The following is a 25,595-nucleotide window of genomic DNA, read 5'->3' on the forward strand; positions in this document are numbered from 1 at the left end:
TTTTTATTTCAACGCCACATCCAGGAAGGTAGTTCGGCCTGCCTCAATCGGCGCTGTATAGGTCTTAATCGCACGGTTCTTGTACTTTAAAGTGATTTCCAAAGACTTCGTTCCTAATTCTTTCGTTGAGCCCCTAAAAGTAAAAGCGAGCCCTTCTTTCAATTTAGCGTTCCCGAGCTTGGGCGTGAAACGCTCCATCAGGGGGACCTTGGTCTTTTTATCGAGGCCACCAATTTCAATCGTGAGATCTTTGTTCTCATAATCAAGGTTCTCAGGATTCGTCACAAACATCGTGAAGCGAAAGCGAGCGAGGTCATAATCACTGCCCTTCCCAATCTGATTGCCCTTTATTTGATCGAGAATAAATTTTAACGAAGGATGTCCGCAGTCCAGATCCTTCTCACACTTTTCCGGAATATAGGCCACACCCGCCTGAGTAAGACGAATGTGATCGGCCGGCACCATCACGAAAGGAATTTCATTCGTTTCTACAAATGAGGCAGGACTTCGTGCCATGCGATTAAAAAGCTGAACATCGTCTTTTAAATAAATGCGATTAGGACGCATTGAATACGTCGGAACAATCAGATCATCCTCACCAAGTTTAGGTCCTGGTTTTCTTCTCATGCCTGCAACGGCAAGGGGCCTTAAGTTGGGAATGCTCGCAAAAATGGATTCAAGATTTTGCGACATCTCATGAATCGTAGCACTTCCAAAACTCATCTCATTTAATTCATTTCTACCGAAGGGAGAAACCGGATTGGTCTCAACCTTTGCAGGCAAAGAATAAAAAAGTACTTTCCCCACATGCGCAGTATTTGCTCCCCAAAAAGGTGTGGATAAAGTCACGAAGGCATCAACTTGCTTTAAGAGTTCGAGTTTTTCGGTGAGGAGATGGTTTAACCACAGCGTGCCTACTAATCCACCTTGTGAATGCATCACCAGCGAGATCTTGTCATTGGCCGCAATCGGAAACGAAGAAACGTATTTATGAAAGTCTTGTGAAAACTCTTTGGGAGTTCGATCACTGCCAGTGTCGTATTCAAAAGAACGGGCCTGGTAACATTCATTCTGAGCATTGAGAATTTTTTCGAGAGAGCCAAAGGTGCTTTTGCCACCACCAATCCCATGAATCAGAAAGATGTGATTTTTAGAAACACATTCAGCAAAAGCAAACGAAGTCAGAAAAAGAAAACAGAATAAAAACTTCATGCCGTCCTCCACACAGACGGCTTGTCGGAACTTAAGAATGTCTTATGAGTAAAAAGAAGAGTTAATCAATGCTTTAAGCGGCCTTCAGCCACTCTTGAGGATTTTGCAGATCATGCAGATGCAGCTCTTCACCGGTTTTTAAACCGACGATGTAACAAAATCCATCAGCGTGAATGATCAGCATGCGTTCATGATCAGGAACCCAGGCAGTTTTAAGCACGGTCAATAAAAGATCAGGATCATTTGATTCTGAAAGAATCACATCATGACCCGAAGTACTTTCTAAAGCGAAGACTGACCAATTGATGGGAATATCAAGAACGCCAAATGAGGTCTTAAAACGCAGGACTTGTGATTGGGGAAGAAACTCACCTTTGAGGTAACTCAGACCGTAATCATTGAGCTTCAGCTCTAGGCTCGACAATTCCACTTCGCCGCTCTTTTGCAGCTTCAAAGTTTCATCTACCAGGAATGCCAGGAAGTCTGATTCGGTCATGGATTTTCTCCACGACCTTATTCGGCACTTTTTAAGAAATTCTTTATTCCAGGGGATTAATTGGCTCTAGGGCCTCGTGATAGGTCTTAATATTACTGACATCAGAGATCAACCATTTGCCACCTTCATTCACCACTTCAGCGATTTTCTTCACTTCAGTAGCAAAAGTAGTCTTTTCTTCGGCCTTGGTCTGGTAGGCCACCGAATAAGTGAGGAAGCATTTCTTTTCCTGGCATGACTTAGACAGAATCTTGAAGCTTTCCTTCTTGATGTTTGTCATGTCCGAGGCCTTTTTGAATTCCTCATCATCCATATTTTCAAAACTCTGCTTCATCTTACCTGTTACACGTTCAAGAATGAAATCACGAGTAACAATCGTTCCCATGCGGCCGTCCATATATGACTTCAAGGCAGACTCTGGGCTTAAATTATCTTGGTTACATGCTGCGAGAATGAGAAGTACGGGAAGAATCCATTTCATTATCTTAACCTTTCTGGTTGGAACCCAAGTTCTTGCGCTAAATCCATGAACTCGGTCCAGTTAAAGACATTTAACTCTTTTGCTTTTCTCTCAAATCTTATCCCAACGCCTGTTAAATCAAGAGTCTCGGCAACTACTTCCCCTTCCTGAGTGAACTGTCGTTCCTGGAAAGTAACTTCCAGCGTGACCTTGGTTGGAAAAGTTTTGGCCTCATCAAGCTTGATGAAGCAACCTTCAAAATCCCAATTACTAAGGTTGCCCTCTACTTCGTTATCTTCCCAGCGAATCTTGCATGGGATCTTTTTTAAAAGAGGATCAAAGAGATCTTGGTGACTGTAATTCGTATTGATGCTGGCGAGACTTAGATAATAGTTCAAAAGTTGATAAAGGAAGTAGGAAATCACCGTGTAGAAAAACAGGGCCACTACGATGATCTTGTTGAACTCGATGAAAAGTCCCTCAAGCACTTTGAACCCTACCAGAATGATGGAGGCCGCATACACGATGATCGAATAACGATGGTGTCTCCAGATCAAAATTGCAGAGGCACCGAGGGTCAGGGCCACATACCAGAAAAGTTCCAGACCTTTCTTTAAATATACCAACGAGAATGGCGAAATATGGTGGCGGTAGGCGTGCTGCAAATACAGAAAAAAGAAGGCCAAACCGAGGTAGGCCACGACATTTAGAATGAGTATATCTTTCTTTTTGACTTTCAATTGTTCCATCTGAGATTTGCCCTATAATAGCATTATGAATGAAGTCACCCTGGAAATCTCCTCAATTTGCATCTCATGTGACAATTGCCGATTAATTTGTCCGGAGAATGCCGTTGTGACCAATGGTCAGGAGTATTACATTGATCCCTGGAGCTGTACCCTTTGTGGCCTTTGCATCGAGATCTGTCCAGTAGACTGCATCAAAGAAACTAAGGCTACTTAACTTCTTCGTTTAAATCATTCCACCACACCATTGGCACATTCCTTTTCGTCACATTCTGACCCGCAAGAATGATACTAGGACCCAGGTCCCGCGCTTCTCCATCAGCATTGAGATTAATCACATTCGCTGATTTCGCATGATATGAGATTTGCTGAAGATCAATCTTCCAGGTTTTAAGCGCACGTTCCTGCACGAGAAAACGAAGGAAAGGATGAGTTGATTTCACACGGTAAGTTTGAAGAATATTAAAACTTGTTTCCCAATAACGTTTAACGGTACCGAAGTCCCAATAATCGACACCGTCCAGAAGAATGGCCGGAATGTCCTTCTTATCAAATGGGCACACTGACTCAAAGAACGGACTCACACCTGGAGTCTTGGTTAATTGTGCCAGGTCGATATAAGAAATACCTGTATAAGTTTCCACGCGGCTGTTAGGTGCGAGGTCTTTGTTCTTCACGATCTTCTTCACCAAACGATTCGCATCGATCTCTAGAGCGTTATAACCAAGTGAAGAATTCACCCAGTAACTAAACAGAACACCTGAATGCTTTTGATAAGGTTCCAAGATTTTAAAAAGGTGATCTTTCGACAGATAGAAAAACTGATCCGCATTTAAAACCAGAAGTTTTCCACGGTAATTAACTTTGGACGCTAGATTGTGGATGGCCCCACCAATGTCCAGAATCTCCGGCTTTTCCCAAAGGAAAGTCACACCTTCGAAGGCACTTTTCCCCTTACAGAAGGCCTCAATCTCCTCACCCATATAGTGAAGATTGATATAGATCTTCTCGATCCCTAAGCTTCGAGCGTAGGCCACTTGAAGTTCGAGTAGACTCTTTTCAAATACCGGCCAGAGAACTTTTGGTAATTTTTGTCCAATGGCACCCATGCGAGTGCCGAATCCTGCGGCGAGGATTAAGCAATGATCAATTCGCATAATAGTGCTGGTATAGTTTTTGTTTAAGATCAGCGTAACGAGGATTATCCATCATCACACGACGAATTTTTTCCATGGCAAAGCCAATGTACTTCAAATAACGATCGTCCTTACGCCAGTTATAGATATAGCAGAAGCTTCCCACCGCTTTAAACACACGCTGGATGGTCATGTCGTCATATAGCTCAAGAAACTGCTCATAAGTTTTCTGACCATGGATCGCAGGATCCAGATTGTCATAGTAATAACGCTTCAGAGATTCGCGATTTGATTGTTTTAAATCGTAGTAACAGTCTTCCAAGAGCGATACGAGATCGTATTGAGGAATACCCCAACGGGCGTCCTGGAAATCGATGAAGATGTAGTTATTGTCTTTCACCATAATGTTACGTGAGTGGAAATCACGGTGAGTGATCACCATTTTCTGATCGGCCAGACGCTTCATGATTGGGTCAAAAAGTTTTTCCAAATCCTGAATCAGGTTTTCATCTTCAATCTTATTGAAGAAATTCAGAAAGTACTTAAATGTAAAACGCGTTTCATCCATGTACTTCTGATAATCAAATTTCAACTGAAATAGATTTGGATTCTTAACCGCTCCTGCTGGAATTCTATGAAGTTCCAGAAGCTGGTCCACGATGGTTTTATAAACCGTGTATTCCTTCTCAGTCGACGTCATATCACTCAAATGAGTAAGAAGTGTCACGTTACCAAGATCTTCTTGAAGTGAGTAACCACGAGACAAGTTATGGTCTAAAATCGCAGGAACGCGAACTTTATTGGTGCCTAAAAATTGTTGAACCGAAAGGAAGGGATGCTTTTCCATCTCACCTTCAAACGGGTTATCCAGACAAACCACATAGCTCTTTTTGTCTGTGAATATGCGATAGTAACGACGAGTTGAAGCGTCCCCGGTCAGCTTATCAATTTCTTCCAGCTTCTCATTTTTGAGAATGTCTTTGTCCTGGGTCTTGTTAAATAACTCTTCGATAAAAAAGCGTTCTGCTTGTTCCGGTTTCATAGAACTCCGTCTCTAATACTATTAATGAATGTGTAAAAGTTTTTTGATGATGTCTTCTTTGCCAAAACGTCATCATCATCAGATGAGTTTTTAATCACGAAGGCCTTAAACAGGGCCTCTTCGCGGTTAATTAAATTGGCATCTCCAACCTGGAGAATAAAGTCTGCAGTATTTCGGTTTTGGGTCTGAAGCCACGAGAGATAGTACTCTCCATCATATCCACTTCTGACCGTCAGATAGTGGGCCCACTTATGGACCTCCATCTTTTCTTCTAGTTCAAGACGGTTTAAAGAAAGCATACGCTCCAGAGGAATATAGCCCACAGGAATGATTGTTTGTTTTGGATAAATCAATCGTTCACTACGAACAAGTTCAAACGACAGAATGCTTACGAGCATGCTTTCGTGCTTGATGTACTTTGAGATGAGACCACGAGAAAGAAACAACTCTCCCTTAGGCAGTGAAAAGTGTAACGGCGATTCTGAATCCAGAATGGTCACATTGGCGGTTTTTAGTTCTTTGAAAAAGATCTCGTTGGTCGAAATAATTTCGCTTACCAAAGAATCGAGATAGCGTTTAGTGACATGGCCCTGAGACAAGGTCTTAGCTCCTGGAGTGGCCAGGAAAGGCGTCTTTAAAGAGGCCAGGTGATCTTTGTAGTCCTTCTCTGACATTTCACTGTAAGCGTTCTTAACGATGGATCCGCCCTTAGAATCTTTAATGGGGATTCGTACAGTGGAGCAAGAAGCTACAAGAAGAAACAGGAAAAAATAATAAACCCCCGCTTTCAGCGAGGGTCTATGAGTGTGATTTGAATAGTGGAGATTAAATACCTGAAGCGACTTCACGACCGTTTTCTAAATAATAAATTGTGAAGCCAGAATAGATCTTATTTGGGTCTTTGATAAGAGGACGATTGTTGTCCCAGATAAGTTTCCATTTTTTTGTAGTGGCATAAACGTTATGTGAAATACCACCCAGAGTATCACCAGTGCGGATTAAGTAAGGAAGACCCTGTGGGTTCCATACGAATTCTTCAGCTGGGGCCATATAGTTAAGAGTCATACCTTCTCTTAGACCTGTAGAACCTTTAAGAGCACCTGCGTTTGTTGTAGCAAGTTCTTTCCATTTACCGTAATCGCCATAAAGTTTGAAAGCGATCATCATAAGAGTTTCATTTTTTTGTACTGTGTATTGTTTCATTGTGCCTGAATCAGACATTGAAACTACCGGAGTCGTACCAGCATCTGCTGCTGATAAATCAGGAGTGGCCTCTTCAACAATTGCAGAGTCTGCAACGATTGGCTCTTCAGTTACACCGGCCATATCAGGTTCAGCAGAATCTGCTGCTGCCATATCAGCTGCCGCGGCATCCGCGTCTGTAGCATCGTCTGCTAGTGATGTATCTGTTGCTTCAGCAGTTGCCTGCTCATCTGTAGGATTTTCAATGAACTCATCTGCATCAGATAGTTCGATCTGTGGGGTTTCTTCCGTAACTTTTTGTGCTGATTTCGAACCAGAACACGATACTAAGCTTAAACTTAGCAATACCAACCATGCCGTAGACTTCATAATCACTCCTCGATTAATGACACACAGATAAAGTGTATTATATCTGGAATTCCAGGGGCAGGTGGAAAAAATTGCTAACTAAGTCCTTAGAAATAGAAAAACATATCTTTCTGGTCAATTGAATCCCAGATACGTTTTACCAAGCGATCGAAGTGTTCTTCGTTATCTAAGAAGTCTAATTCATCAGTATCTACAATCAAGGATTTACCTAAATTATAGTTGTTGTACCAATCATCATAATATTTGTTAAGACTAGTAAGGTACTCAACTGGAATTGCTTGCTCATAGTCACGGCCACGTTGTTTGATACGCTCTTGAAGCTTAGGCACTGAACGGCGTAGGAAAATCATTAGCGTCGGAGGACTCAAGAACTGAATCATTGAATCGTAAAGCGTGCGGTAGTTATTGTAGTCACGATCATCCAACTTCCCTTGCTCATGAAGAGAACGGGCGAAGATGTTGGCATCTTCATAGATAGAACGATCTTGAACCGAACTAGCAGGAAGAGCTTCAATCTCACGGTGAGTGTTGAAACGGTGATTTAAAAAATACACTTGAAGTGGAAATGACCAACGAGACATGTCTGCATAGAAGTCTGATAGGTAAGGATTGTCTTGAACAGATTCAAAATGTGGCTTCCAACCCAGACGTTCAGAAAGTTTCTTTGTAAGAGTGGTCTTACCGCTACCAATGTTTCCCGCCACTACAACGAACATAGGATTAGCAGCGCTGCTAAGGCGATGATAGGCCATCTCTGACATGAAGTTCTCCTGAATATGCATAGAGTAAAAGGTTAATATGAATCTTGTAAGAAATCTTGACTCAATTGATCAATTTATAATTTTTTATCATTCATTCACAAAGCTGCGTTAATTACCTAGAATAAAAAGCTGAATGAAGTATTTCAGTGTGATTTTTGTTTATTTACTCTTAGTTATGAGCGGATCTGTGTTCGCGCAATCTCTCGTGGAAGACGCAAATTTATCTACGCCAACCGAAAATGGTGAGAATACTTTCACTGAAACAATAAAAATTATTTCAAGTTCCAAGAAAATTTTCATTTTAACCAACAACAATCAGCAACTCGGACCGGGAGATTTTGTTTCTCTAGCTCTGGATAACAATCTTGCTGCACGAGCAGTGGTTGCGAAGACTCACCAAGGACAAGTTGGAATCAAGATTCTAAAAATCTATTCTCTTACTCAGTGGGGCCGCCTTCGTCGTGATCAAGAAGTTCAAATCATTAAAGGTGATGATTCGATGTTTGGTAAAAAAGCTGCACCAGTTGTTGATGAGAGTGCCACTGCTAAAATTAAATCAGAAGATGATCTTTATACCGGTGACGTTGTTGTAGATGATGAGATTGGTGTTTTTGAAGACAACAAGAACCGTCATATCAAGCCGGATAACTTAGTCGCCCTGACCGGTGCTTTCCTGGAAGCTTCGGAAGTTGAATCAAAAGGCGGAAAAGTTCGCGCCAATGAATTTGGTATTTCATGGGCCTATCAATTTTCGGACAACTACTTTATTGAAGGTCTCTATGGTCGTGCCATGATTGATGACTTTCCGGCCGGCGGTGTTCAGACTCTTGTGAACCACATGACCGCTCGCTTGAAGTATAACTTCAAGGGACCGCTCTACACTTTCTTCATGCCGTATATCGGTTACCATACTTATACTGTTTCAAGTCCTGACGCCGGAAACGGAACAAGCTCAACTGCTAACGCTGAAGAATTAGACGCCATCAATAAACTAAAAAAATCCGGACCGGTTTTCGGTGTGACAGCACTTCGTCGATTGGTTCCCGGTTGGTTTATTAAAGCAGATCTTGGCTCCGACATTATCAACGTAGGGTTTGCCATTGAATTTTAAACTTCTGCTTCTCATGTTGGTGCTAACAGGTTGTGGAGTTAAGGGTGACCCAACTTCACCTAAGGATGAGCGTCTTCCATCTCTCATGGATAACTATCCCGACATTAATTTGCAGCAGCCAATCAACGAAACCAAACCCATGGGCAATTCGAAACGGAAGCGCTGATGTCACTCATCATTGCGACCGGCTCAAATATTGGCGATTCTCTTCAACATCTTGAAGAGGCCAAACAGATTCTCGCACAAAAATTTACCCTCATTGCCGCCAGTCGAGTTTATGTTTCAAAAGCAGTTGATTATGAAAATCAGCCTGATTTTTTTAATCAAGTTCTCGAGTTCCGCATCCCTGCGTTAAGCCCGCACCAAGTCATGCAGGAATTATTAAATTTGGAAAAGTCGTTAGGAAGAAACCGAAATATTCCGAAAGGTCCTCGCACAATCGACTTAGATATTATTTTTTGGGGACTAGATACTGTAAATGAACCTGCGTTAACCATCCCTCATCCTCGTTGGAACGAGCGAAGCTTTGTGGTTAGACCTCTTCAGGAATTGCCGTTCTTTCAAACAATTGAAAAATGTTTTACAATTCCTAAGTCATTCAATGTAGATGCCTCTCCCATCTAAGTTTTTAATCAAGGATTAGATTATGGACTTTTCACTGACGCCTGAGCAGCGAGAAATTCGAGAACTCGCTCTGAAATTCGCCCGCAATGAAATGATTCCGCATGCCCAAGAATTTGATGAACAAGGCAAGTTTCCTGCTGACATTTTTAAGAAAGCTTGGGAACTTGGTTTAGTAAACACTTGTATACCGGCCGAGTATGGTGGTGCTGGATTCACTTCGGTTGACGGGGTGATTATCTCAGAGGCCCTGGCCTACGGTTGTATGGGAATGAACACTTCCTTCATGGCCAATGACCTCGCTTTATTGCCAATCGTAATTGGTGGCAGTGATGCTCAAAAGAAGAAATTCCTCACTCCCTTCACTCAAGAGTTTAAAATCGCCTCTTTCTGTTTGACTGAGCCCGGTAATGGTTCAGACGCTGGTGGAATTAAAACCACCATCAAAGATGGTGGTGATCACTGGATAGTTAACGGTGAGAAAATGTGGATCACCAATGCCGGATACGCCGATCTCTTCGTGGTGTACGGAACCATTGATCCAAATTTAAAGCATAAAGGCATTTCTGCTCTGGTGGTTGACCCAAAATCTCCGGGGATTGAAATTGGTAAGAAAGAAGACAAGATGGGTCACCGCTCATCAGATACTCGAGGCGTACGTTTCAATAACGTAAAGGTCCCGAAAGAAGACATGCTGGGTAAACCAGGCGAAGGTTGGACCATCGCCATGAACACTCTCGATCATTCTCGCCCATTAGTGGCATCGTCAGCACTTGGGGGTGCTCAACGCGCACTTGATCTTTCAGTTCAATACTCGAAAGAGCGCACGCAATTCGGAGTACCGATTGCAAAGCATCAGGCCATTCAGTTCATGATTGCTGAAATGGGAATGAAAGTTGAAGCGGCAAGACTTCTGGTTCACAAGGCCGCATGGCTCTGTGATCAAGGAATGAAAAATACCGAAATCGCCTCTTACGCCAAAGCGTTTGCTTCCGACTCTTGTATGCAAATTACGACAGACGCGGTACAAATTTATGGTGGCTACGGCTATTCAAAAGAATACCCAGTTGAGAAACTCATGAGAGACGCGAAACTCATTCAGATTTATGAAGGGACCTCACAGATCCAGCGTCTCGTGATGGCCCGTGAACTTTTGAAATAATTTCTAGTTCTAGAAAGGAGATACTATGAATATTTTTGTGTGCGTGAAGCAAGTTCCAGACACAGAAACAAAAATCACTCCAACAGGTGATGGTAGTTTCATTGAAACAGCTTCTATTAAGTGGATCATGAACCCTTATGATGAATTTGCTGTAGAGCAAGCTCTATTGATTAAGCAATCTAATCCTGCTGCTAACGTAACTGTAGTTCGCGTTGGTTCAGTAAAAGATACAGAAGCTCTTCGTACGGCGATGGCAATGGGTGCAGACGATGCGGCCCTTGTTGAGGCCAACGACAGCCTGGATTCTCACTCAATCGCGAAGGCCCTTAAAGGTGCCATCGAGAAAACTGGTAAGAAGCCGGACATCATCCTTGCTGGTAAACAAGCAATCGATGACGATGCTCTTCAAGTTCCACAAATTCTTGCTGAGATGCTTGGTCTTCCTTCAGTTTCAGTTATCGTTGGTTTCGAACTTAACGGTACGACTGTAAAAGTTAAGCGCGAAGTTGAAGGTGGTGCTCTGGAAGTTTACGAAGTAAACACTCCGGTAGTGCTTGCTTGTAACAAAGGTCTTAACACTCCAAGATACGCTTCTCTTCCAGGAATCATGAAAGCGAAGAAAAAACCAATGGCACAGTATTCACTTGCTGACGTTGGTGTTTCTGATGCTGACAGACGTGTGAAGTATTCTCAATTCCGTCTTCCTCCTGAGAAACCAGCTGGTAAGAAGTTTGACGCTACAGATGCAGCAAAACAAAAAGAAGTTGTTGCTCAGGTCGTAGGTCTTCTTCGCACAGAAGCGAAAGTAATTTAATTTTTAAAGGATATATATATGGCAAACGTATTAGTCTTCACTGAACTTCATGATGGTCACGTTAAACCTGTGACACTAGAAATTCTTGGAAAGCTTGCTGGTCAATCTGCTGACGTTGCAGTGATCGGTGATATCGGTGCTGATCAAGTTGCAGAACTTGCTAAATTCGGTGCTCAAAACGTTCACAAGATCAAAGGTGCTAACCTGGATAAATATTCTCCAGAAGGTTACACTAACGCTCTAGCTGATTTCATCAAATCTAAATCATATGACTATGTTTTCGCTGGTGCTACTTCTATGGGTAAGGACTTCCTTCCTCGTCTAGCTTCTAAGTTTGATGCTGGTCTAGCTTCAGACGTTACGAACTTCACAATGGATGGCGGTGTATTCGCTGGAACACGTCCTTTCTTCTCTGGTAAGTGTCTTGCTAAAGTTGAAATCACAGGTCCAAAGCCTCACTTCGTATCAATTCGTCCAAACGCTCTTGGCATGACAGCTAATCCAACTGCTGGTGCTGGTGCCGCTGCAGACGCTGCTGGTAACGCTGGCGAAATCCGCGCGATGATTAAAGAAATCGTTAAAGCAGCTTCTACGAAGACTGACTTAACTGAAGCCAACATCATCGTAACTGGTGGCCGTGCGATGAAGAACGCTGAAAACTTCAAAATTCTTGAGCAAATGGCAGACGTGCTAGGTGCAACTGTTGGTGCTTCACGTGCCGCTGTTGACTCTGGTTTCGCTCCACACGCTATGCAAGTAGGTCAGACAGGTAAAACTGTTGCTCCTTCTCTTTATATCGCTTGTGGTGTTTCTGGTGCTATCCAGCACTTGGCCGGTATGAGAACTTCAAAAGTTATCGTAGCGATCAATACAGATCCAGATGCTCCAATCTTTACTAAAGCTGACTACGGTATCGTAGGCGATCTATTCCAGATCGTTCCTGTGATGACTGAAGAGTTCAAGAAGCTTCTAGGAAAGTAATACTTGCTACTTCAACGATTGGCCGGCCTTTTGGCCGGCTTTCTTTATAAGATCTACGCTTCAACTTTTCGCTACGAACTTTCTTTTGAAGATCCCGCTGATAAAAAGGCCTTATTCGAAGACCTAGCGACGTTAGATGCTAATCCAGGCAGAAACCTGATCTATGCTTGTTTTCATCAGGATGATCTTTCCTGCCTTCCCTATTTTTCTTATAAAAACATCTGCATCCTGATCTCTAATTCTAAAGACGGCCAGATTCTTGCCAGTGCTGTGGAACATATGGGTTATCAGACTGTGCGTGGTTCATCACATCGTGGCGGGGTTGCTGGGCTACTCGCCGGTATGAGAAAAGTGATTGATGGCCATAAGATGACGATTGCCGTGGATGGACCACGTGGACCCATCTATAAGGTGAAAGAAGGTATTACGGCCGTTTCTGATAAATCAAAACGACCAATTGTGCCTGTACGTGGATATCCGAAATGGAAATTTGTTTTTAAGAAGAGCTGGAACAAAGCAACTTTGCCCCTGCCTTTCACAAAAATCCAACTTCACATTGGTAAAATTGGTTTCTATTCAACACAGGGGCTTGAAGACAAGATGAAGTCTTTATAGACCTAGTTCGAATTCTGCCATGAAGTTACCAGTAGTCGATTCACAAGCATTAGCGAACTTATCATTGAATCTAAGCGCGAAATAGTAATCGTATTTTGAGATGTACATGAAGCCCGCCTCAAAAGTTGGATCAACTTCCAGCTTGAGTGCCTGACATTCTTCCCCACCGATCATTTGAGACTCAAGAAACTTGATCTCACGAGTAGCACGAATTCTTTCAAAACGAGCACGGTACTCACAACCTTTATCATCTGTTGAAACAAGATTAACGATGGCGAAGTTAAGATCACGATCAACACCCAGGTGACCAAACTTCAAATTGAGATCTGTAAGACGTTCAGGAGCAGGGGCCTTATCGCGGAAACTCTTACATGAAAAATTTGTGAATTTAGCACGGTATTTTTCAGCAGTTGGTGCACCAACATCTGCGAAAGCACTTGAAAGAGAAAGAGCTGTTAGAGCGAGAGCGATGAACTTTAACATAAGCATCCTTTGAGCGAGTTTTACCTCTTATAAAGGAGCATGTTTGGGCCGGCAAACAGGTTACTTAGATCGTGAAATCATTCCGTTTCTTAAAGTGAACACCAAATAAGAAGGCCGGTCTTACGACCGGCCCCTATCCATCACTTCTTTAGAATTGTTACTTCGTTAACTGTCGCTAACCCTGGTTTGTAAACGATAACGTCTTCACAATCAAAAGAATTGTTTTCTCGTGGGCAAATTGTAGAGTTGGCCTCATCCATTACCTGAACTTCTTTCTGAACGCGTTTAACTTCTAATTTGAAGTTCTTCTTAGCAACAGAAACAGGAACTTTAGAAAATGGATTTCTCCAAGATACGGCCTTTAATGAAGCAAGCTCCACCGCTGGAATCTCTTCTGGACGAACGTTGAAGGCGAACCAAGTTGGAATTTCATTCTCATGAAGGTTAGATGGATCTTTATAGCCAACGATAATGCTTACCGCTGCCACTTTTTCCAATACCACTGTTTCTTCACAGTCGCTTGGGTGGCGATCAGCATATACATCACATCCAGGAATTGGTCTTACTTCCGTTTTAGTTGGGATTTCATTGTATTGAGCGTACTCAATTTTAAAGTTTGATGTATCAAGATCAAAGATTCTCGTTTTTGTGAATAAATCACCAGCAAACGAATGCGCACTTACGATTAGAGCAAGAACTAATAATAAACCTTTCATGCAGACTCCTCATATTGGTTAACAATTTGAAGGCTGCTTTTATTTTCATAGGAAAAGGAAGTACACCTAAAACCAAATATGCCTGGCGACATTGGATCGACTTTTTGCTTTATAGATTAATAAAGCAAAAAAAAGGGCCAGTCATTGACTGGCCCCGTACTAAAGTAAATTTTCTCAGAGATTATTTCTTAAGAAGAGTTACTTCTTTAACAGTTGTTTGTGCATCTTTGTACACGATTACTTCTTCACAACCTGGCTCCATTTCGCCTGATTCCATGATACGGCAAAGTTTAGAGTTACGAACGTCTACAACTTGGATTGTTCTAGAAGCAAGTTTAACTTGAAGGTCGAAGTTTTTCTTGGCGAATTTCTGACCAGCGCGAGAGAAAGGGTGTGCCCAAGTTGGGTAAGCAGCTTTAAGAGCAGCAACGTCTGCAGGTGAGAAATCTTCAAGACGGAAGTTAAGAGCAAGGTTCATTTTTTCGTTACCTTCAGAACGGAACATTGAATCTACGTATTCAACGTTAACTGTGATTACTGGTTGAGACTCAAGAACTACTGTTTCTTGACACTCAACTGGGTGACGCTCGCCATTTGGGTTACAACCTGGGATCCAACGAACTTCAGTTTTAGTTGGAAGAAGTTTGTACTCAGCGTCTGTCATTTTGATTTGAGTTGCTGATGTAGAAAGGTCAGCAGTGTTGCTGTAGATAACGCCAGCGAACGAGCTAGAAGCAAGTAGAAGACCGAAAGCAAGTGTGAGAGTTTTCATGAGAGATTCTCCTGTTGGTTAATTACTTCGTGAGTGAAGTAGTTGTGTGAGATGCCGGCTTTATAGGTTGGTGATTTAGAAAAAACAACTAAAGAATTTCGTAATTTTGAATTTTTTTTCGAGGGAAATTTTGGAGTAGAAGGTGAACCTATCACGATAATTTTTTTAACGTCAACACGAACTTTTGAGAGTGAAAAAACTGTCTTATATATGTGAGATATTTTTTTCTCTCGCAACAGTCTGTAGCATACCTGGTCTGCTACAAACCGTAGCCGTAACATTGAGGCAACCTCAAAATAAAAAAGGCCGGTTCATCACCGGCCCTCTATGAGATTAGAATTGTTGTTGTTGTTGTAAGCTTTGATCGTAATTCATTGCTTGTTCTTCATTAAAAGGCTGTTGCTGCATTTGTTGATCTTGCAAATTATTGTCCTGAACTTCTTCCGCTTGAACAAATTCTTGATTCTGATTTTGTTCTATCGGTTGATCTAGTGATGGATCTTGTCCGAAGTTACCAACTTCAATGCCATTGTTCTCTGCTAAGATTTCTTGGTTTTGTTGTTGTTCTACTGCAGGAGCATCAGCAAGGAATCTTAAACGTGTGCCCTCTAAGGGACCATTGGTCAGAGTTACCATGTAAGCGCCCTGATCAATCTGATACATCATCCCCGAATAGAGTTCTCCATCGAGATCATACTCAAAGACGTTACCCACCATTTCTGAGAATGAAACTGATACACCCTCACCATTTGGTAGAGACACACTTAATGATTCAATTACGCCATTATTAGTGGCAAGACTTCCGTTAAACTGAGTATTAGTTAGACCCTTTTGCCATTTCTTAGGGTTGATCACTTCCACGAGATTAAGTGAAAGCTCTTCCTGAACCGCGGCCGCGGGAACGATGTCACCGGCGGAAACTTCTGGCGCAGAATTAGAAGTTGAAACTGTTTGTGTTAGTTGCCGAGGCCGGACTTTATTTTTATGAACCGCCACTTGCTGTGGAGAAAGTTTCTGCCAATTCATTGAAGCCGCAACTTCACGTCCGGAAACCGTGACTCCATATATTTCATCCAACCGTTTTACAAACTTGATGTCTGTTCCCGCCAGATGAGATTCTGAGTTAATCACCACCGCATTGTAGGTTCCGATCACCATAAATAGACCGAAGGCCATAAACGCAGCTGTCTTGTTCTTGTGCAGTTTCCAAGTCATAAAATTCCCCTGTGCCGTCTATAAAGCAAGGGGGATGCCAATTCAGGACTCGTTTTAAAGGGGTTTTACGCTGGTTAAGTAGATAGAAATTAGAGGGATGTTTAAAAGTTAGACAGTTTTTAGAGTCAGTTTGAAATTTCGTCAAAAAAAAGCGCAGGCCAGACCTGCGCCTTGGGATTTAATCATTATTGCTTCTTATAAGTGCATTCACTGCTATCCATCTTCTTACCATTCAAGCGAGTAGTAATACTTCGTTTAAGCTTATTACCGCTTAGTGAAAACTTAGTGTTCTGACTAAGGGTCATACCTTCACTTGGCTCTTCTTTAAAAATCTCAGAGAGATCAATTTGATTGTCCTTCAAGATGGCCCGCGTATTTCTGGTGATGGTTATGGTTTGTCTTCTCTCTCTACTCTTCTTCTTTTCAGAGGCCTGACCCAAACAGAAATCAACCACTTCACTTTCATGGCTTGCGAAGTTTCGATCGTCACTCATCGAGGTAATGAGACCATTACATTTATTTTGAAGGCGGATTTCAAAGAACTGTCCACAGTCCTGTCCATTGGGAGAGAGCTCATATTTTCCAACGAAATTTTGAAGGTCAAGGGAAGCGGCCTGGGCAGTTGTCACCATGAGAAGACCAAGAAATATAGTTGAGATTGTGGATTTCATAAATAGCTCCAATAAATAGATCAAATATCTCTTTCAAACCGGATGCCGGCCAAAGCTGAATCTATCACTGAAATGTTGAATAAGTTTTGAACAGGTGCTTAGAGGAGTAACAGATAAAAAAAGAAAGGCCCTCGAAAGAGGGCCTTGAAATTATTCAGTCATTGGAGTTTGTTTCAGATAATCAGAGTGAGAAGAGCGGAAACGCTTAAGTGCGATTACAACAAGATCAGCAACAGGAATACCTGTGTTCTTAGACATAGTATCTAAGTCTAGAGCTACTTGCTTTTCGATTTTTACGCTTACTTCTTTTAGTTCGCCTTCATTGTGCTTTTGCGATTTCATTAGAACCCTCTCTAAAAAATTTCAGCCATTTTAACGGTTTTTTTTTAAGTGGTCACCATCATCTTGATGGCTACCAGGTGCGTCACTTCGGGGCCACGATCTTAAGAGCGCCCTTTTTCCGCAAACTTACCAACGCCCAGGTAATTTCATGATCCATTAATGGGCAATGCTGATAAATATCATGGGTATTATTCCATTCAGTCAGGGTCTGAAGAACATCATACTCCTCCGGAGTTACTGGAAGAGTATCGTCGATGAATTCCGAATCAATCAGAATCTTCACATGATCAGGTGGACGAACTTTAAGCGACTCGCGGTACTGCTTCAGGACATCTGCCATTTTGTTTTTAATGACGGCGAATGGATAATGAATCTGGCGTTCTTTTTCTTCCACCAGCTCCGGCTCCACTACGTAATCAAAAGACTGAAGCGAATGCTCCTGAATGATGAGTTGATAGAAGGCCTTAAGTCCAAGGTGACCATTGAACTTCACCTGGATCACTTCTCCGTTTTTAAAAAGAAGGTGACCCAGGAACTGACGATTGAAAGAGGCCAGCACATTTACCTTCCCGGTAAATTGCACCGCCACCTGCTCCTCAATCACTCCCATCAACTTCGATTCCATTACTTATTAAGCCCTAGAATCTTAGAGAAAAATCCACCCTTGTTAGCAGGAGTTGGATTTGGATTGAAGAAATGCTCAACCTTCTCAGTCACATTCATGAAGCTTGTCCAAACCGGACGACCTTGGAATTGGTCTTGAGACATGTATGGAAGACCGTGATCTGAACCAGTACGAAGCTCGATCTCAAGCGGTACTTGGCCCAGGAAATCGATTTGTAACTGCTCAACTGCTTTGGCCACTCCACCTTCACCGAAGATGTGGTGTTCAGTTCCACAGCTTGAACAGATGAATGAGCTCATGTTCTCAACCATACCGATAACTGGAAGGTTAAGCTTCTTGAACATCTCAACACCTTTTTTGGCGTCAAGAAGAGCAATGTCCTGTGGAGTTGAAATAACAATGGCCGCGTCTACGTGAGCGTTTTGAATCATAGAGAGCTGGATATCACCAGTTCCAGGAGGAAGATCGATAAGGAGGTAATCAAGTCCAGACCAATCTACATCGAAAAGGAACTGATTAAGAACTCCACCAAGCATCGGTCCACGCCAGATAACAGGGTCATTCTCATTAATAAAGAAACCAAAGCTCATGAACTTAATGCCAAAAGCCTCAACTGGGATAATTTTTTTCTCAGAGTTTGAACGAGGCTTTTCATCACGTTTACCGAAGATCATCGGAAGAGAAGGACCATAAATATCGGCATCAATGATACCAACTTTGTGACCTTTTTTTGCAAGACTTAGGGCCAGGTTTGACGTGAAAGTCGATTTACCAACCCCACCTTTGCCTGAACCGATTGCGATGATTTTGCCAACACCCGGAACAGGTTTCTTTTTATCGATTGTCCCGTGACCTGCTTTAATTTGGGCCGGTTGAGTTTCTGGTGCTTTTGTCGGAGCTTCGCCTTGCTTATCCAGGGCCTTGAAAACGTCCTGACTTTGTGAAGATGTGGTTTTCACCATGATGTTATCAACCACCATGAGGTCACCTAGGGCCTTTTGAATCTCGCCCTCGATCACTCTTTTTTCCGCGGGGGAAATCCCATCACGGTTATATTGGGCGACAAGCTTGTCCCCATCCATTGCAATATGCTGCCAACGGTTTTCGGCCTCAAAGGTCGCCCCTGTGGCCGGATTTTTGATTTGATTTAAACGCGCTTTGATTTGATCTATCATAGAACCCTACTTGCTTGAGTAAACTGATTGGTTAATGCCCTAATTTCCGGCTAGTACAAATTACGAACTCATTTTATTATTCTATTAATACCTTGAATAGGAATAAGCTTTGGCATTTTACAAACGTTCCATCTTTTTGATTAATCCATCATTTCAGCTGAAATTCAGTGTGGTCGTTTGTTCTATTATTCTTGCCTCAACTATCATTTATCCGATCATTATTTATGACTTTTTTCAGATGATTGCAGCTTCTGCCCCTGAACTGCCAAATAATGTTATTGCTGCACGAAATGAACTGATTATTTATCTCGTGCTGATCCAACTGGTGATCACACTTTTGGCCTTTATCGTGTTCATTTTCCTGACCCATAAGATCGCGGGCCCAATGTTCAAGCTTAAGAACCATCTGGCCTCTATCCGGGAAGGAAAGCCGATCAGTCCTCTGACTTTTCGCACGGGAGATCACTTTCAAGATGTAGCTGATGAAGTTAGTTTGTTCCTTGAAACAGTGGCACAAAATCAAGAAAACGATTTCCAATATGTCGATGAAGTGGCCTCTTACATTGAGAACCTTTCTGCGGCAGTTCCAGACGATAAAAAGCCCATTTTGAACGAGATTAATCGTCGGCTAATCGACATTAAATCCCGTTACAAAAAACCTCTTTAATTTCCCATTCAATGTTATACTTATTGGCATCCATCCATGAGGGATGGATTTACTTTTCGAGAGTCATGAATTTTTTCCGAACGATCATTCTCACTACTTTAGGCCTTAGTGTTGCTCATGCATCTACCGGTGCGTATGACAATATCTTAAACTCGGAGAAGCTCCAGCTTTCCCGTGCTGATCACATTATTGCTGAACACATGGTGAACATGGTGAAGTTCACTGAGAAGGGTTATATCAATCAGGAAATTCTAACGAAGGTCCTGAATGAATCAGAGAAGTCGAAGAATTTTGCGTTTTTTGTTCCATGGCTTAAATCAATTCAGCATATTTCAAAAATTAACGGCACGAGTGATTTTATTACTTACTGTCGTCAATATACGACCAGAAAGGAAACTCTGCCATTTGAGCGAGTGCTAGAACGTCTGGCGGGTAACTATTGTCGTGAAAGAACACTTGAATCAATTGGTCGAGACATTGATAAGACGAAGACCTTAAGTGATGAGGCGACACTTTTCATTCAGGAAAATCTTAAGTTCTTCCTTACGAAGAAAAATAAAAAGAACTTCGCTTATTTCGTTCAATCTCAATCTGATAAACCAGAAATCCTGAAAAAGCTATCGCAAGAAGTTACGACTTACAGTGTTCGTCACGAAATCGTACCTTCGCAGGAAGTATTGCAAGACATCCTGATTAATGAGCAAATCACGAAGCTCATTCAGGACAAGGGCTTTAATCCGCTTCAGCACCAGAACGTTTTTTATGCTGAATACGGCAAGCTGATTGAACTTGGATACAAGGCCATCGACAGCAAAGACGCCAACGAAAAGAAGATCAAAGATCACTATCACTTTTTGAAGAACTATCTGGAACTTAACCAGGATCATCTTCCCGTGGGACTCTGTCTTACGCGCATGAATGATTTCGCCAAATCTGTGTTCCGTAATGGTTACAAGGATCTTTCACGTGACATCTTTAAGTTCATCGTTAAAAAGAACAATAAAGAGATCCAGGAAGACGCCTTGTTCTTCTACCTTTGGACGTATCTTTCTCTTAATGAATTTAAAGACGCTCAGAAACTCGCCAATCAATTTAACTTGATCAAGAAGAGCACATCGATTGTTGATCCAAGACTTAAGTTTTGGATTGCTTACATTCACGAAGAGTTGAATGAGAAATCAGACGCCATTGCTCTTTATGAGAACATCATCGTTAATCATCCGTTAAGTTACTACGGGATCATGTCGACGAAAAAGCTTCAGGTGCTTAAGCCTGATTCTCAATTCATTTCTTTCTACACCACAAACGGTGCCATCGCTCAGGCCCCAGTGGGACTTGAACTGAAAAACCTCGATGATGATCATATTTCATCACTTATTCGTCTTAAGGCCTGGTCAAAGATTGATAACGCTCGATTCTTGAAACTGGAACTTAAGCGTTTAAACAATCACAGCATGCCGGCACTTCTGGTGAAATATCCGACGGACAAGCAGCAACTTGTTAAATCTGATCTTCATTTGATTAACGCGAAAATCATTCAAACTTCTCAGAACTACCTTGGTACTTTCCGCTACCTTTATGAAGTATTGGATAAAAAAGAAGTGCTCTTTAATCGCTCACTTTTAGAAGTGCTTTATCCAAAACCTTATATCGAAGTGCTTTCAAAAGCACTTAAGAAAGATCCTCTCGATCCAATCGTAGTGCTTTCACTTATTCGCCAAGAGTCTGTGTTTAACCCACTGGCAAGATCACCAGTAGGAGCTCGCGGATTAATGCAACTCATGCCGGCCACAGCTCGTCGTTTGAAGCGCTCAGTTCGTGATAAACATCTTGTGAATCCAGAGATCAATATTGAGCTTGGTACAAAGTACTTTAAGGGTCTGGTTAAGCGCTATGACGGAAACCTTGTGTATGTCCTTTCGGCCTACAATGCGGGTGAATCAAGAGTTGAACGTTGGAAGAATCTCTACTTTGATACGGACGCCACCATTCTTAAAAACATTGAGGCGATTCCGTTTTTAGAAACAAGAAACTACGTGAAACTTATCTTCCGTAATATCTTCTTCTATAAACTGCTGATTAATGAAAAGCAGGACGTAGTTGATCCACGAGAACTGAATCAGATTTTTGATGTAAAACTAGGCTTCAATAAATAGTGAGAGGCTGGTCCTAAAACCATGAGGATCAGCGCCACTACCTGCGCCTCCCAAAACGAAACTCCCATGACAAAGTAAGTTACTCCGTGAAAAAGGATGAGAAGAATTCCCCAGGTCCTGATCCATTTTTGTTTTTGGACCACGAAAACTCCGGCAAGTTCAAACACGATCACCATCATCCATAAAAAAGTCTGAAAACTCATCGGCATATTCATAAGCGATAGCGCCAATGAATTGCTCTCCCCCTGAATGACCATATTGCGGGCCAATTGAAAGGTCAGAATCCCATCAATCCCAGCTTCAATGACAATACGAAGTTTCCAAAGACCAGAGAGGAAATATGGGAAAACAAAAACACTCACCGCACTTCGATAGGCTAGCTGATCGTTCTTTTCGTTACCGTTGATGAAACTTAAAAAGATGGAAGTCAGGATCAATCCATGAAGACTATGATCAATCTTCCCGTGGGAAAAGTAGGCCGCAAAAAATAAAAACGAGAAAATGAATTCTCCTGCTTTCATGGCGGTAGAAAAGGGACCTTTTATGACCTGAGATCCAAACAAGATACTAAGGGCCCCAACAAAGAAGACCAGAGAATCTGCGTTCCTAAAAAAACCAAACCAGGCAACCGGCCAAAGCCATTCAGGACCCCCTCCTGTCATATGAAGTGCATAATCCACTCCATAGAGCGCGAGAACAATGATCTTGAAGACGTAAAACAGTCGAAGCATCTCTTTCAATCATTACTCCGATGACGAAACGTCGCCATGACTTCGTTCTTGATTACTTCCTTACGTAAAACATAGTTCACTGGATTAAGTGTGCGTTTTGAAAGTGTGAAGGAATGGGCCTTCGTAAGTTTCGCGAGCTCTTTAATGCTTTGATTGATCTGAATGTAATCGCCCTGCTCCTGAGCGGCACCAAGTTCCTGAATGATCCAATACTCTTCCTCACCTTGAATTAATTCAGGTGTGGTGACGGCAAAGTCATGAATCATGTCCTGTTTGTGAGTATAGAGAGACCAGTGAAAGAAAGGAAAGGCCTCAATCCAATTGTTCTTATGAGAATAGAACTGAGAGAAAAAGAAAAGGCCGCTGAAAACTAGAACAATCGTCGTTTGCAGCGGCCGTTTCATGAATGCGATTTAATTAAACGTTGAACTTGAAGTGGATAACGTCGCCGTCTTTCACTTCGTATTCTTTACCTTCCATACGGAACTTACCGGCTTCTTTCACCTTCGATTCTGAACCAAGAGCGAATAGATCGTTACAGTGGTAAACTTCTGCTTTAATGAATCCACGCTCGAAATCAGAGTGAATAACACCCGCAGCTTGAGGAGCTTTAGCACCTTTCGGGAAAGTCCAAGCACGAACTTCTTTCACACCAGCTGTGAAGTACGTGTACATATCAAGCATGTTGTAACCAGCACGAATCATCTTAGAAAGACCAGACTCTTCGATACCGATATCTTTTAGGAATGCTTCTTTTTCTTCTTTTGATTCAAGGGCCGCGATCTCAGACTCGATCTTTCCGCAAATTGTGATCACTTGTGATCCTTCTTTAGCGGCGATCTCTTTAACTTTCTTAACGTGCTCGTTTTCTTCAAGAAGGTTAGCTTCATCAACGTTACACACGTAAAGCATCTTCTTCATCGTGATAAGGTGGATATCAGAGATAGCGTCGATCTCATCAGCATCAAGTGGAAGTGAACGGGCCGGAAGACCAGCTTCAAGAGTCTTCACAAGACGCTCAAGGATCGGCTTTGAGATAAGAGCTTTCTGCTGAACTTTCTTATCTTGCGACTTAAGGTATTTATCTAGAGTTTGAATACGCTTCGTAACAGATTCAAGATCCGCTAGAGCAAGCTCGATATTAATAACTTCGATATCTGAAACAGGATCAACTTTACCAGCAACGTGAACGATATCGTTATCTTCGAAACAACGAACCACGTGACAGATAGCTCCAACTTGACGGATGTGACCAAGGAATTGGTTACCAAGACCTTCACCCTTAGAAGCACCTTTTACTAGACCTGCGATATCTACGAACTCAGTTACGGCCGGAATAACTTTTTCCGGACCAACGATTTTTGCGATTTTTTCCAGACGCTCATCAGGAACGTGAACGATCCCTACGTTTGGTTCAATTGTACAGAACGGGTAGTTCGCAGCCTCGGCCGGTGCCGATGTTAGTGCCGAGAAAATTGTCGATTTACCAACGTTTGGAAGACCAACAATTCCACAATTCATACCCATAAATTTCTCCTATATCTTAAGCTAAAAGATTCTTTTTATTGTAAGTGCCGACTTTTTGTAATCCATCTACCATAGCGGTAACGAGTGGGTCATGCAATTTCTGGATGAGAAGCGGCAATTGTATCTTTTGATCGCCGTGGAAACCACCTAAAACCCATCCCGACACGTCTCCGTGAGGAGGACGACCTATTCCAACTCGCATGCGAGCGAAATTGTCAGTTCCCAAACAAGCAGCAATAGATTTCAAACCGTTATGGCCCGCAAGTCCTCCGCCCATCTTGAAATGAACCTGCCCAAATGGGATATCCAGCTCATCGTGGATGACTAAAATCTCGGAAGGAGCGATCTTAAAAAAGGCCGCCATAGGTTGCACCGATTCTCCGGAAAGATTCATGAAAGTCTGGGGTTTAAGAGCGTAAAACTTGTTACCCTTGATCGAGGCCTCGGCGTATTCGCCTTTAAACTTCGATTTCCAGATAGCATTTCCAAAAGTGGGAGTTTGATCAAGAAGCATCCAAGCAATATTGTGCTTGGTCTCTGCATACTGACTTCCCGGATTCCCGACTCCAACAACTAACTGAAACATACTAGATGAACAGTGAGCTTACCGAATCATGATTGAATGTTCGGTGGATAGCTTTCGCCAGGATGTCGGCAGTTGTGACGACTTTGATTTTACTTAGTTGTTTTGCTGATTCCGAAAGAGGAATTGTATCCGTCACAATCACTGCTTCTAGTTCTTCACAGGCAGCAATTCTGTCGATCGCTGGAGGTGAGAACACAGGGTGAGTTGAGGCCGCATAAATTTTCTTAGCACCATTCTTACGAAGGGCCTTGGCCGCTTGAACCAGAGTTCCAGCTGTGTCGATCATATCATCGATGATGATACAGTCTTTACCAGCAACGTCCCCGATCACGTTCATCGCTTCCGCGACGTTTGGACCAGTACGACGTTTATCGATAAGCGCGAGGTCCGCCTCTAATTTCTTAGCATAATAACGAACGCGCTCTACCCCACCAGCATCCGGAGAAACCGTGATTAGGTTTGAGCGATCAAGATTCTTTTCCACGTACTCAAGAAGTACTGGAGAAGCAAAAATGTTATCAAATGGAATATTGAAGAAACCTTGGATCTGGCCCGCGTGTAGATCCATTGTGATCACACGAGAAGCACCGGCCACGGTCATCATGTCCGCCACAAGCTTAGCCGTGATCGGAGTACGAGGAGCACTCTTACGGTCCTGACGAGAATATCCATAATGCGGAACAACAGCAGTGATTGATTTTGCTGAAGCACGCTTAAGAGCATCTACGATAATCAGAAGCTCCATTAAGTTTTCATTAACTGGAGCGCACGTTGATTGGATGACAAATACGTCAGCACCACGAACGTTCTTTTCGATTTCACAGTAGATTTCGCCGTTAGCGAAGCGTCTTAATTGAGGATTTACAAGGGGGATGTCTAGGAATTCGGAGATTTTCTTCGAGAGAATTGGGTTTGAGGTACCCGAGACTAAAACCATTCGTCTCACTCTGAACTCCTGGAAGGATGACCTTCAAAAGTGGTAGGGGTGCCAGGGTTCGAACCTGGGCATGGCAGAATCAAAATCTGCTGACTTACCACTTGTCGACACCCCTACAGAACATAAATGCGTTCAAAGCAATATAAAGTACCAAATGCTTTTTTGCAAGATATCCCAATTAGGAAATCAAGATTTTTTAAGTGGGATAGTTGGACACATCCCAAGGGATTTCTTATAGTTTTTCAATACATTATTCCCATTCT

32 protein-coding genes and 1 tRNA gene are annotated in these 25,595 nt (G+C 42.4%); 10 read left to right on the forward strand and 23 right to left on the reverse strand.

Features of this window, described 5'->3' with window-relative positions:
- Positions 1 to 3 precede the first annotated feature (3 nt).
- From SOO65_RS01035 to SOO65_RS01050, 4 genes are all read right to left on the reverse strand, one after another.
- Positions 4 to 1,212 carry an esterase/lipase family protein gene (locus SOO65_RS01035; protein ID WP_321395577.1) on the reverse strand — a complete coding sequence of 403 codons (1,209 nt, stop codon included), beginning with the start codon at positions 1,210 to 1,212 and terminating at the stop codon, positions 4 to 6.
- A 73-nt stretch (positions 1,213 to 1,285) separates the two neighbouring features.
- On the reverse strand, positions 1,286 to 1,708 hold the full coding sequence (locus SOO65_RS01040; RefSeq protein WP_321395579.1) for a hypothetical protein: 423 nt from the start codon (positions 1,706 to 1,708) through the stop codon (positions 1,286 to 1,288).
- 43 nt (positions 1,709 to 1,751) lie between these two features.
- Positions 1,752 to 2,189 carry a hypothetical protein gene (locus SOO65_RS01045; RefSeq protein WP_321395581.1) on the reverse strand — a complete coding sequence of 146 codons (438 nt, stop codon included), beginning with the start codon at positions 2,187 to 2,189 and terminating at the stop codon, positions 1,752 to 1,754.
- The gene (locus tag SOO65_RS01050; protein WP_321395583.1) at positions 2,189 to 2,917 is read right to left on the reverse strand and encodes a hypothetical protein; all 729 of its coding nucleotides are present in this window, start codon (positions 2,915 to 2,917) and stop codon (positions 2,189 to 2,191) included. The genes SOO65_RS01045 and SOO65_RS01050 overlap by 1 nt, the downstream gene beginning before the upstream one ends.
- 25 nt (positions 2,918 to 2,942) lie before the next feature.
- Here SOO65_RS01050 and SOO65_RS20760 point away from each other — a divergent pair, with 25 nt between their 5' ends.
- Complete coding sequence (locus SOO65_RS20760) at positions 2,943 to 3,131, forward strand: 4Fe-4S binding protein (RefSeq protein WP_407676980.1); 189 nt, start codon at positions 2,943 to 2,945, stop codon at positions 3,129 to 3,131.
- Here the strand turns inward: SOO65_RS20760 and SOO65_RS01055 are convergent.
- The 5 genes from SOO65_RS01055 to SOO65_RS01075 form a co-directional block, all read right to left on the reverse strand.
- Positions 3,124 to 4,071, reverse strand: coding sequence for a nucleotidyltransferase family protein (locus SOO65_RS01055; protein ID WP_321395585.1), 948 nt, complete (start codon positions 4,069 to 4,071; stop codon positions 3,124 to 3,126). The genes SOO65_RS20760 and SOO65_RS01055 overlap by 8 nt on opposite strands.
- Entirely contained in the window at positions 4,061 to 5,092 is a 1,032-nt protein-coding gene (locus tag SOO65_RS01060) for an aminoglycoside phosphotransferase family protein (RefSeq protein WP_321395588.1), read from the reverse strand. The genes SOO65_RS01055 and SOO65_RS01060 overlap by 11 nt, the downstream gene beginning before the upstream one ends.
- Positions 5,089 to 5,940, reverse strand: coding sequence for a hypothetical protein (locus SOO65_RS01065; RefSeq protein WP_321395591.1), 852 nt, complete (start codon positions 5,938 to 5,940; stop codon positions 5,089 to 5,091). The genes SOO65_RS01060 and SOO65_RS01065 overlap by 4 nt, the downstream gene beginning before the upstream one ends.
- Positions 5,918 to 6,664 carry a LysM peptidoglycan-binding domain-containing protein gene (locus tag SOO65_RS01070; RefSeq protein WP_321395595.1) on the reverse strand — a complete coding sequence of 249 codons (747 nt, stop codon included), beginning with the start codon at positions 6,662 to 6,664 and terminating at the stop codon, positions 5,918 to 5,920. The genes SOO65_RS01065 and SOO65_RS01070 overlap by 23 nt, the downstream gene beginning before the upstream one ends.
- Positions 6,665 to 6,750: 86 nt before the next feature.
- Positions 6,751 to 7,425 (reverse strand): deoxynucleoside kinase, encoded by a 675-nt coding sequence (locus SOO65_RS01075; RefSeq protein ID WP_321395598.1) that lies wholly within the window; start codon positions 7,423 to 7,425, stop codon positions 6,751 to 6,753.
- A 133-nt stretch (positions 7,426 to 7,558) separates the two neighbouring features.
- Between SOO65_RS01075 and SOO65_RS01080 the strand changes: the two genes are divergently transcribed.
- The 7 genes from SOO65_RS01080 to SOO65_RS01110 are packed head-to-tail and all read left to right on the forward strand — an operon-like array spanning position 7,559 to position 12,729.
- Positions 7,559 to 8,536, forward strand: coding sequence for a hypothetical protein (locus SOO65_RS01080; RefSeq protein ID WP_321395601.1), 978 nt, complete (start codon positions 7,559 to 7,561; stop codon positions 8,534 to 8,536).
- A 13-nt stretch (positions 8,537 to 8,549) separates the two neighbouring features.
- Positions 8,550 to 8,702 (forward strand): hypothetical protein, encoded by a 153-nt coding sequence (locus tag SOO65_RS01085; protein WP_321395604.1) that lies wholly within the window; start codon positions 8,550 to 8,552, stop codon positions 8,700 to 8,702.
- Complete coding sequence (gene folK, locus SOO65_RS01090; protein WP_321395606.1) at positions 8,702 to 9,160, forward strand: 2-amino-4-hydroxy-6-hydroxymethyldihydropteridine diphosphokinase; 459 nt, start codon at positions 8,702 to 8,704, stop codon at positions 9,158 to 9,160. Before SOO65_RS01085 ends, folK begins: the two co-directional genes overlap by 1 nt.
- 22 nt (positions 9,161 to 9,182) lie before the next feature.
- Positions 9,183 to 10,319: an acyl-CoA dehydrogenase family protein gene (locus SOO65_RS01095; RefSeq protein WP_321395609.1), complete on the forward strand. Its 1,137-nt coding sequence runs from the start codon at positions 9,183 to 9,185 to the stop codon at positions 10,317 to 10,319.
- A gap of 25 nt (positions 10,320 to 10,344) precedes the next feature.
- Positions 10,345 to 11,133 carry an electron transfer flavoprotein subunit beta/FixA family protein gene (locus SOO65_RS01100; protein ID WP_321395613.1) on the forward strand — a complete coding sequence of 263 codons (789 nt, stop codon included), beginning with the start codon at positions 10,345 to 10,347 and terminating at the stop codon, positions 11,131 to 11,133.
- Between the two features lie 18 nt (positions 11,134 to 11,151).
- Positions 11,152 to 12,114, forward strand: coding sequence for an electron transfer flavoprotein subunit alpha/FixB family protein (locus tag SOO65_RS01105; protein WP_321395616.1), 963 nt, complete (start codon positions 11,152 to 11,154; stop codon positions 12,112 to 12,114).
- A gap of 3 nt (positions 12,115 to 12,117) precedes the next feature.
- Positions 12,118 to 12,729 carry a lysophospholipid acyltransferase family protein gene (locus tag SOO65_RS01110; protein ID WP_321395620.1) on the forward strand — a complete coding sequence of 204 codons (612 nt, stop codon included), beginning with the start codon at positions 12,118 to 12,120 and terminating at the stop codon, positions 12,727 to 12,729.
- Here the strand turns inward: SOO65_RS01110 and SOO65_RS01115 are convergent.
- The 8 genes from SOO65_RS01115 to SOO65_RS01150 form a co-directional block, all read right to left on the reverse strand.
- On the reverse strand, positions 12,724 to 13,212 hold the full coding sequence (locus SOO65_RS01115; protein ID WP_321395624.1) for a hypothetical protein: 489 nt from the start codon (positions 13,210 to 13,212) through the stop codon (positions 12,724 to 12,726). The two genes, SOO65_RS01110 and SOO65_RS01115, sit on opposite strands and share 6 nt — an antisense overlap.
- A 140-nt stretch (positions 13,213 to 13,352) precedes the next feature.
- Positions 13,353 to 13,928, reverse strand: a complete 576-nt coding sequence (locus SOO65_RS01120; protein WP_321395627.1) for a hypothetical protein — start codon at positions 13,926 to 13,928, stop codon at positions 13,353 to 13,355.
- A 181-nt stretch (positions 13,929 to 14,109) separates the two neighbouring features.
- Positions 14,110 to 14,700: a hypothetical protein gene (locus tag SOO65_RS01125; RefSeq protein ID WP_321395630.1), complete on the reverse strand. Its 591-nt coding sequence runs from the start codon at positions 14,698 to 14,700 to the stop codon at positions 14,110 to 14,112.
- A 333-nt stretch (positions 14,701 to 15,033) separates the two neighbouring features.
- Positions 15,034 to 15,915, reverse strand: coding sequence for a hypothetical protein (locus tag SOO65_RS01130; RefSeq protein ID WP_321395633.1), 882 nt, complete (start codon positions 15,913 to 15,915; stop codon positions 15,034 to 15,036).
- 185 nt (positions 15,916 to 16,100) lie between these two features.
- A complete protein-coding gene (locus SOO65_RS01135) occupies positions 16,101 to 16,586 on the reverse strand; it encodes a hypothetical protein (protein ID WP_321395636.1) in 486 nt (161 codons plus the stop codon).
- Between the two features lie 150 nt (positions 16,587 to 16,736).
- Positions 16,737 to 16,928, reverse strand: a complete 192-nt coding sequence (locus tag SOO65_RS01140) for a hypothetical protein (RefSeq protein ID WP_321395639.1) — start codon at positions 16,926 to 16,928, stop codon at positions 16,737 to 16,739.
- 82 nt (positions 16,929 to 17,010) lie between these two features.
- Positions 17,011 to 17,553, reverse strand: coding sequence for a hypothetical protein (locus tag SOO65_RS01145; protein WP_321395642.1), 543 nt, complete (start codon positions 17,551 to 17,553; stop codon positions 17,011 to 17,013).
- Entirely contained in the window at positions 17,553 to 18,728 is a 1,176-nt protein-coding gene (locus tag SOO65_RS01150; protein ID WP_321395645.1) for an Mrp/NBP35 family ATP-binding protein, read from the reverse strand. The genes SOO65_RS01145 and SOO65_RS01150 overlap by 1 nt, the downstream gene beginning before the upstream one ends.
- A 109-nt stretch (positions 18,729 to 18,837) precedes the next feature.
- Here SOO65_RS01150 and SOO65_RS01155 point away from each other — a divergent pair, with 109 nt between their 5' ends.
- Positions 18,838 to 19,395 carry a hypothetical protein gene (locus SOO65_RS01155; RefSeq protein ID WP_321395648.1) on the forward strand — a complete coding sequence of 186 codons (558 nt, stop codon included), beginning with the start codon at positions 18,838 to 18,840 and terminating at the stop codon, positions 19,393 to 19,395.
- A gap of 65 nt (positions 19,396 to 19,460) precedes the next feature.
- Positions 19,461 to 21,551 carry a lytic transglycosylase domain-containing protein gene (locus SOO65_RS01160; RefSeq protein WP_321395651.1) on the forward strand — a complete coding sequence of 697 codons (2,091 nt, stop codon included), beginning with the start codon at positions 19,461 to 19,463 and terminating at the stop codon, positions 21,549 to 21,551.
- Here the strand turns inward: SOO65_RS01160 and SOO65_RS01165 are convergent.
- From SOO65_RS01165 to SOO65_RS01190, 6 genes are all read right to left on the reverse strand, one after another.
- Positions 21,515 to 22,291 carry a hypothetical protein gene (locus tag SOO65_RS01165; RefSeq protein ID WP_321395654.1) on the reverse strand — a complete coding sequence of 259 codons (777 nt, stop codon included), beginning with the start codon at positions 22,289 to 22,291 and terminating at the stop codon, positions 21,515 to 21,517. The two genes, SOO65_RS01160 and SOO65_RS01165, sit on opposite strands and share 37 nt — an antisense overlap.
- Complete coding sequence (locus SOO65_RS01170; protein ID WP_321395657.1) at positions 22,288 to 22,686, reverse strand: hypothetical protein; 399 nt, start codon at positions 22,684 to 22,686, stop codon at positions 22,288 to 22,290. The genes SOO65_RS01165 and SOO65_RS01170 overlap by 4 nt, the downstream gene beginning before the upstream one ends.
- Before the next feature lie 13 nt (positions 22,687 to 22,699).
- Positions 22,700 to 23,809, reverse strand: coding sequence for a redox-regulated ATPase YchF (gene ychF, locus SOO65_RS01175; RefSeq protein WP_321395660.1), 1,110 nt, complete (start codon positions 23,807 to 23,809; stop codon positions 22,700 to 22,702).
- A 16-nt stretch (positions 23,810 to 23,825) separates the two neighbouring features.
- Positions 23,826 to 24,395, reverse strand: coding sequence for an aminoacyl-tRNA hydrolase (gene pth / locus SOO65_RS01180; RefSeq protein WP_321395663.1), 570 nt, complete (start codon positions 24,393 to 24,395; stop codon positions 23,826 to 23,828).
- Between the two features lies 1 nt (position 24,396).
- Complete coding sequence (locus tag SOO65_RS01185) at positions 24,397 to 25,332, reverse strand: ribose-phosphate pyrophosphokinase (protein WP_321400168.1); 936 nt, start codon at positions 25,330 to 25,332, stop codon at positions 24,397 to 24,399.
- A 40-nt stretch (positions 25,333 to 25,372) separates the two neighbouring features.
- Positions 25,373 to 25,447, reverse strand: a tRNA-Gln gene (locus SOO65_RS01190).
- Between the last annotated feature and the right edge of the window lie 148 nt (positions 25,448 to 25,595).

Source organism: Peredibacter starrii, assembly GCF_034259205.1.
GTDB classification, from domain to species: domain Bacteria; phylum Bdellovibrionota; class Bacteriovoracia; order Bacteriovoracales; family Bacteriovoracaceae; genus Peredibacter; species Peredibacter starrii.

What these genes read in the sequence shown, in the direction of transcription:
- SOO65_RS01160 (WP_321395651.1), top strand. Translation starts at nt 19,461, where the DNA reads ATGAATTTTTTCCGAACGATCATTCTCACTACTTTAGGCCTTAGTGTT.
- SOO65_RS01085 (WP_321395604.1), top strand. Translation starts at nt 8,550, where the DNA reads ATGTTGGTGCTAACAGGTTGTGGAGTTAAGGGTGACCCAACTTCACCT.
- folK (WP_321395606.1), top strand. Translation starts at nt 8,702, where the DNA reads ATGTCACTCATCATTGCGACCGGCTCAAATATTGGCGATTCTCTTCAA.
- SOO65_RS01140 (WP_321395639.1), bottom strand. Translation starts at nt 16,928, where the DNA reads ATGAAATCGCAAAAGCACAATGAAGGCGAACTAAAAGAAGTAAGCGTA.
- SOO65_RS01130 (WP_321395633.1), bottom strand. Translation starts at nt 15,915, where the DNA reads ATGACTTGGAAACTGCACAAGAACAAGACAGCTGCGTTTATGGCCTTC.
- SOO65_RS20760 (WP_407676980.1), top strand. Translation starts at nt 2,943, where the DNA reads ATGAATGAAGTCACCCTGGAAATCTCCTCAATTTGCATCTCATGTGAC.
- pth (WP_321395663.1), bottom strand. Translation starts at nt 24,395, where the DNA reads ATGTTTCAGTTAGTTGTTGGAGTCGGGAATCCGGGAAGTCAGTATGCA.
- SOO65_RS01095 (WP_321395609.1), top strand. Translation starts at nt 9,183, where the DNA reads ATGGACTTTTCACTGACGCCTGAGCAGCGAGAAATTCGAGAACTCGCT.
- ychF (WP_321395660.1), bottom strand. Translation starts at nt 23,809, where the DNA reads ATGGGTATGAATTGTGGAATTGTTGGTCTTCCAAACGTTGGTAAATCG.
- SOO65_RS01150 (WP_321395645.1), bottom strand. Translation starts at nt 18,728, where the DNA reads ATGATAGATCAAATCAAAGCGCGTTTAAATCAAATCAAAAATCCGGCC.
- SOO65_RS01135 (WP_321395636.1), bottom strand. Translation starts at nt 16,586, where the DNA reads ATGAAATCCACAATCTCAACTATATTTCTTGGTCTTCTCATGGTGACA.
- SOO65_RS01040 (WP_321395579.1), bottom strand. Translation starts at nt 1,708, where the DNA reads ATGACCGAATCAGACTTCCTGGCATTCCTGGTAGATGAAACTTTGAAG.
- SOO65_RS01050 (WP_321395583.1), bottom strand. Translation starts at nt 2,917, where the DNA reads ATGGAACAATTGAAAGTCAAAAAGAAAGATATACTCATTCTAAATGTC.
- SOO65_RS01145 (WP_321395642.1), bottom strand. Translation starts at nt 17,553, where the DNA reads ATGGAATCGAAGTTGATGGGAGTGATTGAGGAGCAGGTGGCGGTGCAA.
- SOO65_RS01075 (WP_321395598.1), bottom strand. Translation starts at nt 7,425, where the DNA reads ATGTCAGAGATGGCCTATCATCGCCTTAGCAGCGCTGCTAATCCTATG.
- SOO65_RS01060 (WP_321395588.1), bottom strand. Translation starts at nt 5,092, where the DNA reads ATGAAACCGGAACAAGCAGAACGCTTTTTTATCGAAGAGTTATTTAAC.
- SOO65_RS01100 (WP_321395613.1), top strand. Translation starts at nt 10,345, where the DNA reads ATGAATATTTTTGTGTGCGTGAAGCAAGTTCCAGACACAGAAACAAAA.
- SOO65_RS01045 (WP_321395581.1), bottom strand. Translation starts at nt 2,189, where the DNA reads ATGAAATGGATTCTTCCCGTACTTCTCATTCTCGCAGCATGTAACCAA.
- SOO65_RS01115 (WP_321395624.1), bottom strand. Translation starts at nt 13,212, where the DNA reads ATGTTAAAGTTCATCGCTCTCGCTCTAACAGCTCTTTCTCTTTCAAGT.
- SOO65_RS01170 (WP_321395657.1), bottom strand. Translation starts at nt 22,686, where the DNA reads ATGAAACGGCCGCTGCAAACGACGATTGTTCTAGTTTTCAGCGGCCTT.
- SOO65_RS01070 (WP_321395595.1), bottom strand. Translation starts at nt 6,664, where the DNA reads ATGAAGTCTACGGCATGGTTGGTATTGCTAAGTTTAAGCTTAGTATCG.
- SOO65_RS01125 (WP_321395630.1), bottom strand. Translation starts at nt 14,700, where the DNA reads ATGAAAACTCTCACACTTGCTTTCGGTCTTCTACTTGCTTCTAGCTCG.
- SOO65_RS01080 (WP_321395601.1), top strand. Translation starts at nt 7,559, where the DNA reads ATGAAGTATTTCAGTGTGATTTTTGTTTATTTACTCTTAGTTATGAGC.
- SOO65_RS01120 (WP_321395627.1), bottom strand. Translation starts at nt 13,928, where the DNA reads ATGAAAGGTTTATTATTAGTTCTTGCTCTAATCGTAAGTGCGCATTCG.
- SOO65_RS01035 (WP_321395577.1), bottom strand. Translation starts at nt 1,212, where the DNA reads ATGAAGTTTTTATTCTGTTTTCTTTTTCTGACTTCGTTTGCTTTTGCT.
- SOO65_RS01185 (WP_321400168.1), bottom strand. Translation starts at nt 25,332, where the DNA reads ATGGTTTTAGTCTCGGGTACCTCAAACCCAATTCTCTCGAAGAAAATC.
- SOO65_RS01055 (WP_321395585.1), bottom strand. Translation starts at nt 4,071, where the DNA reads ATGCGAATTGATCATTGCTTAATCCTCGCCGCAGGATTCGGCACTCGC.
- SOO65_RS01105 (WP_321395616.1), top strand. Translation starts at nt 11,152, where the DNA reads ATGGCAAACGTATTAGTCTTCACTGAACTTCATGATGGTCACGTTAAA.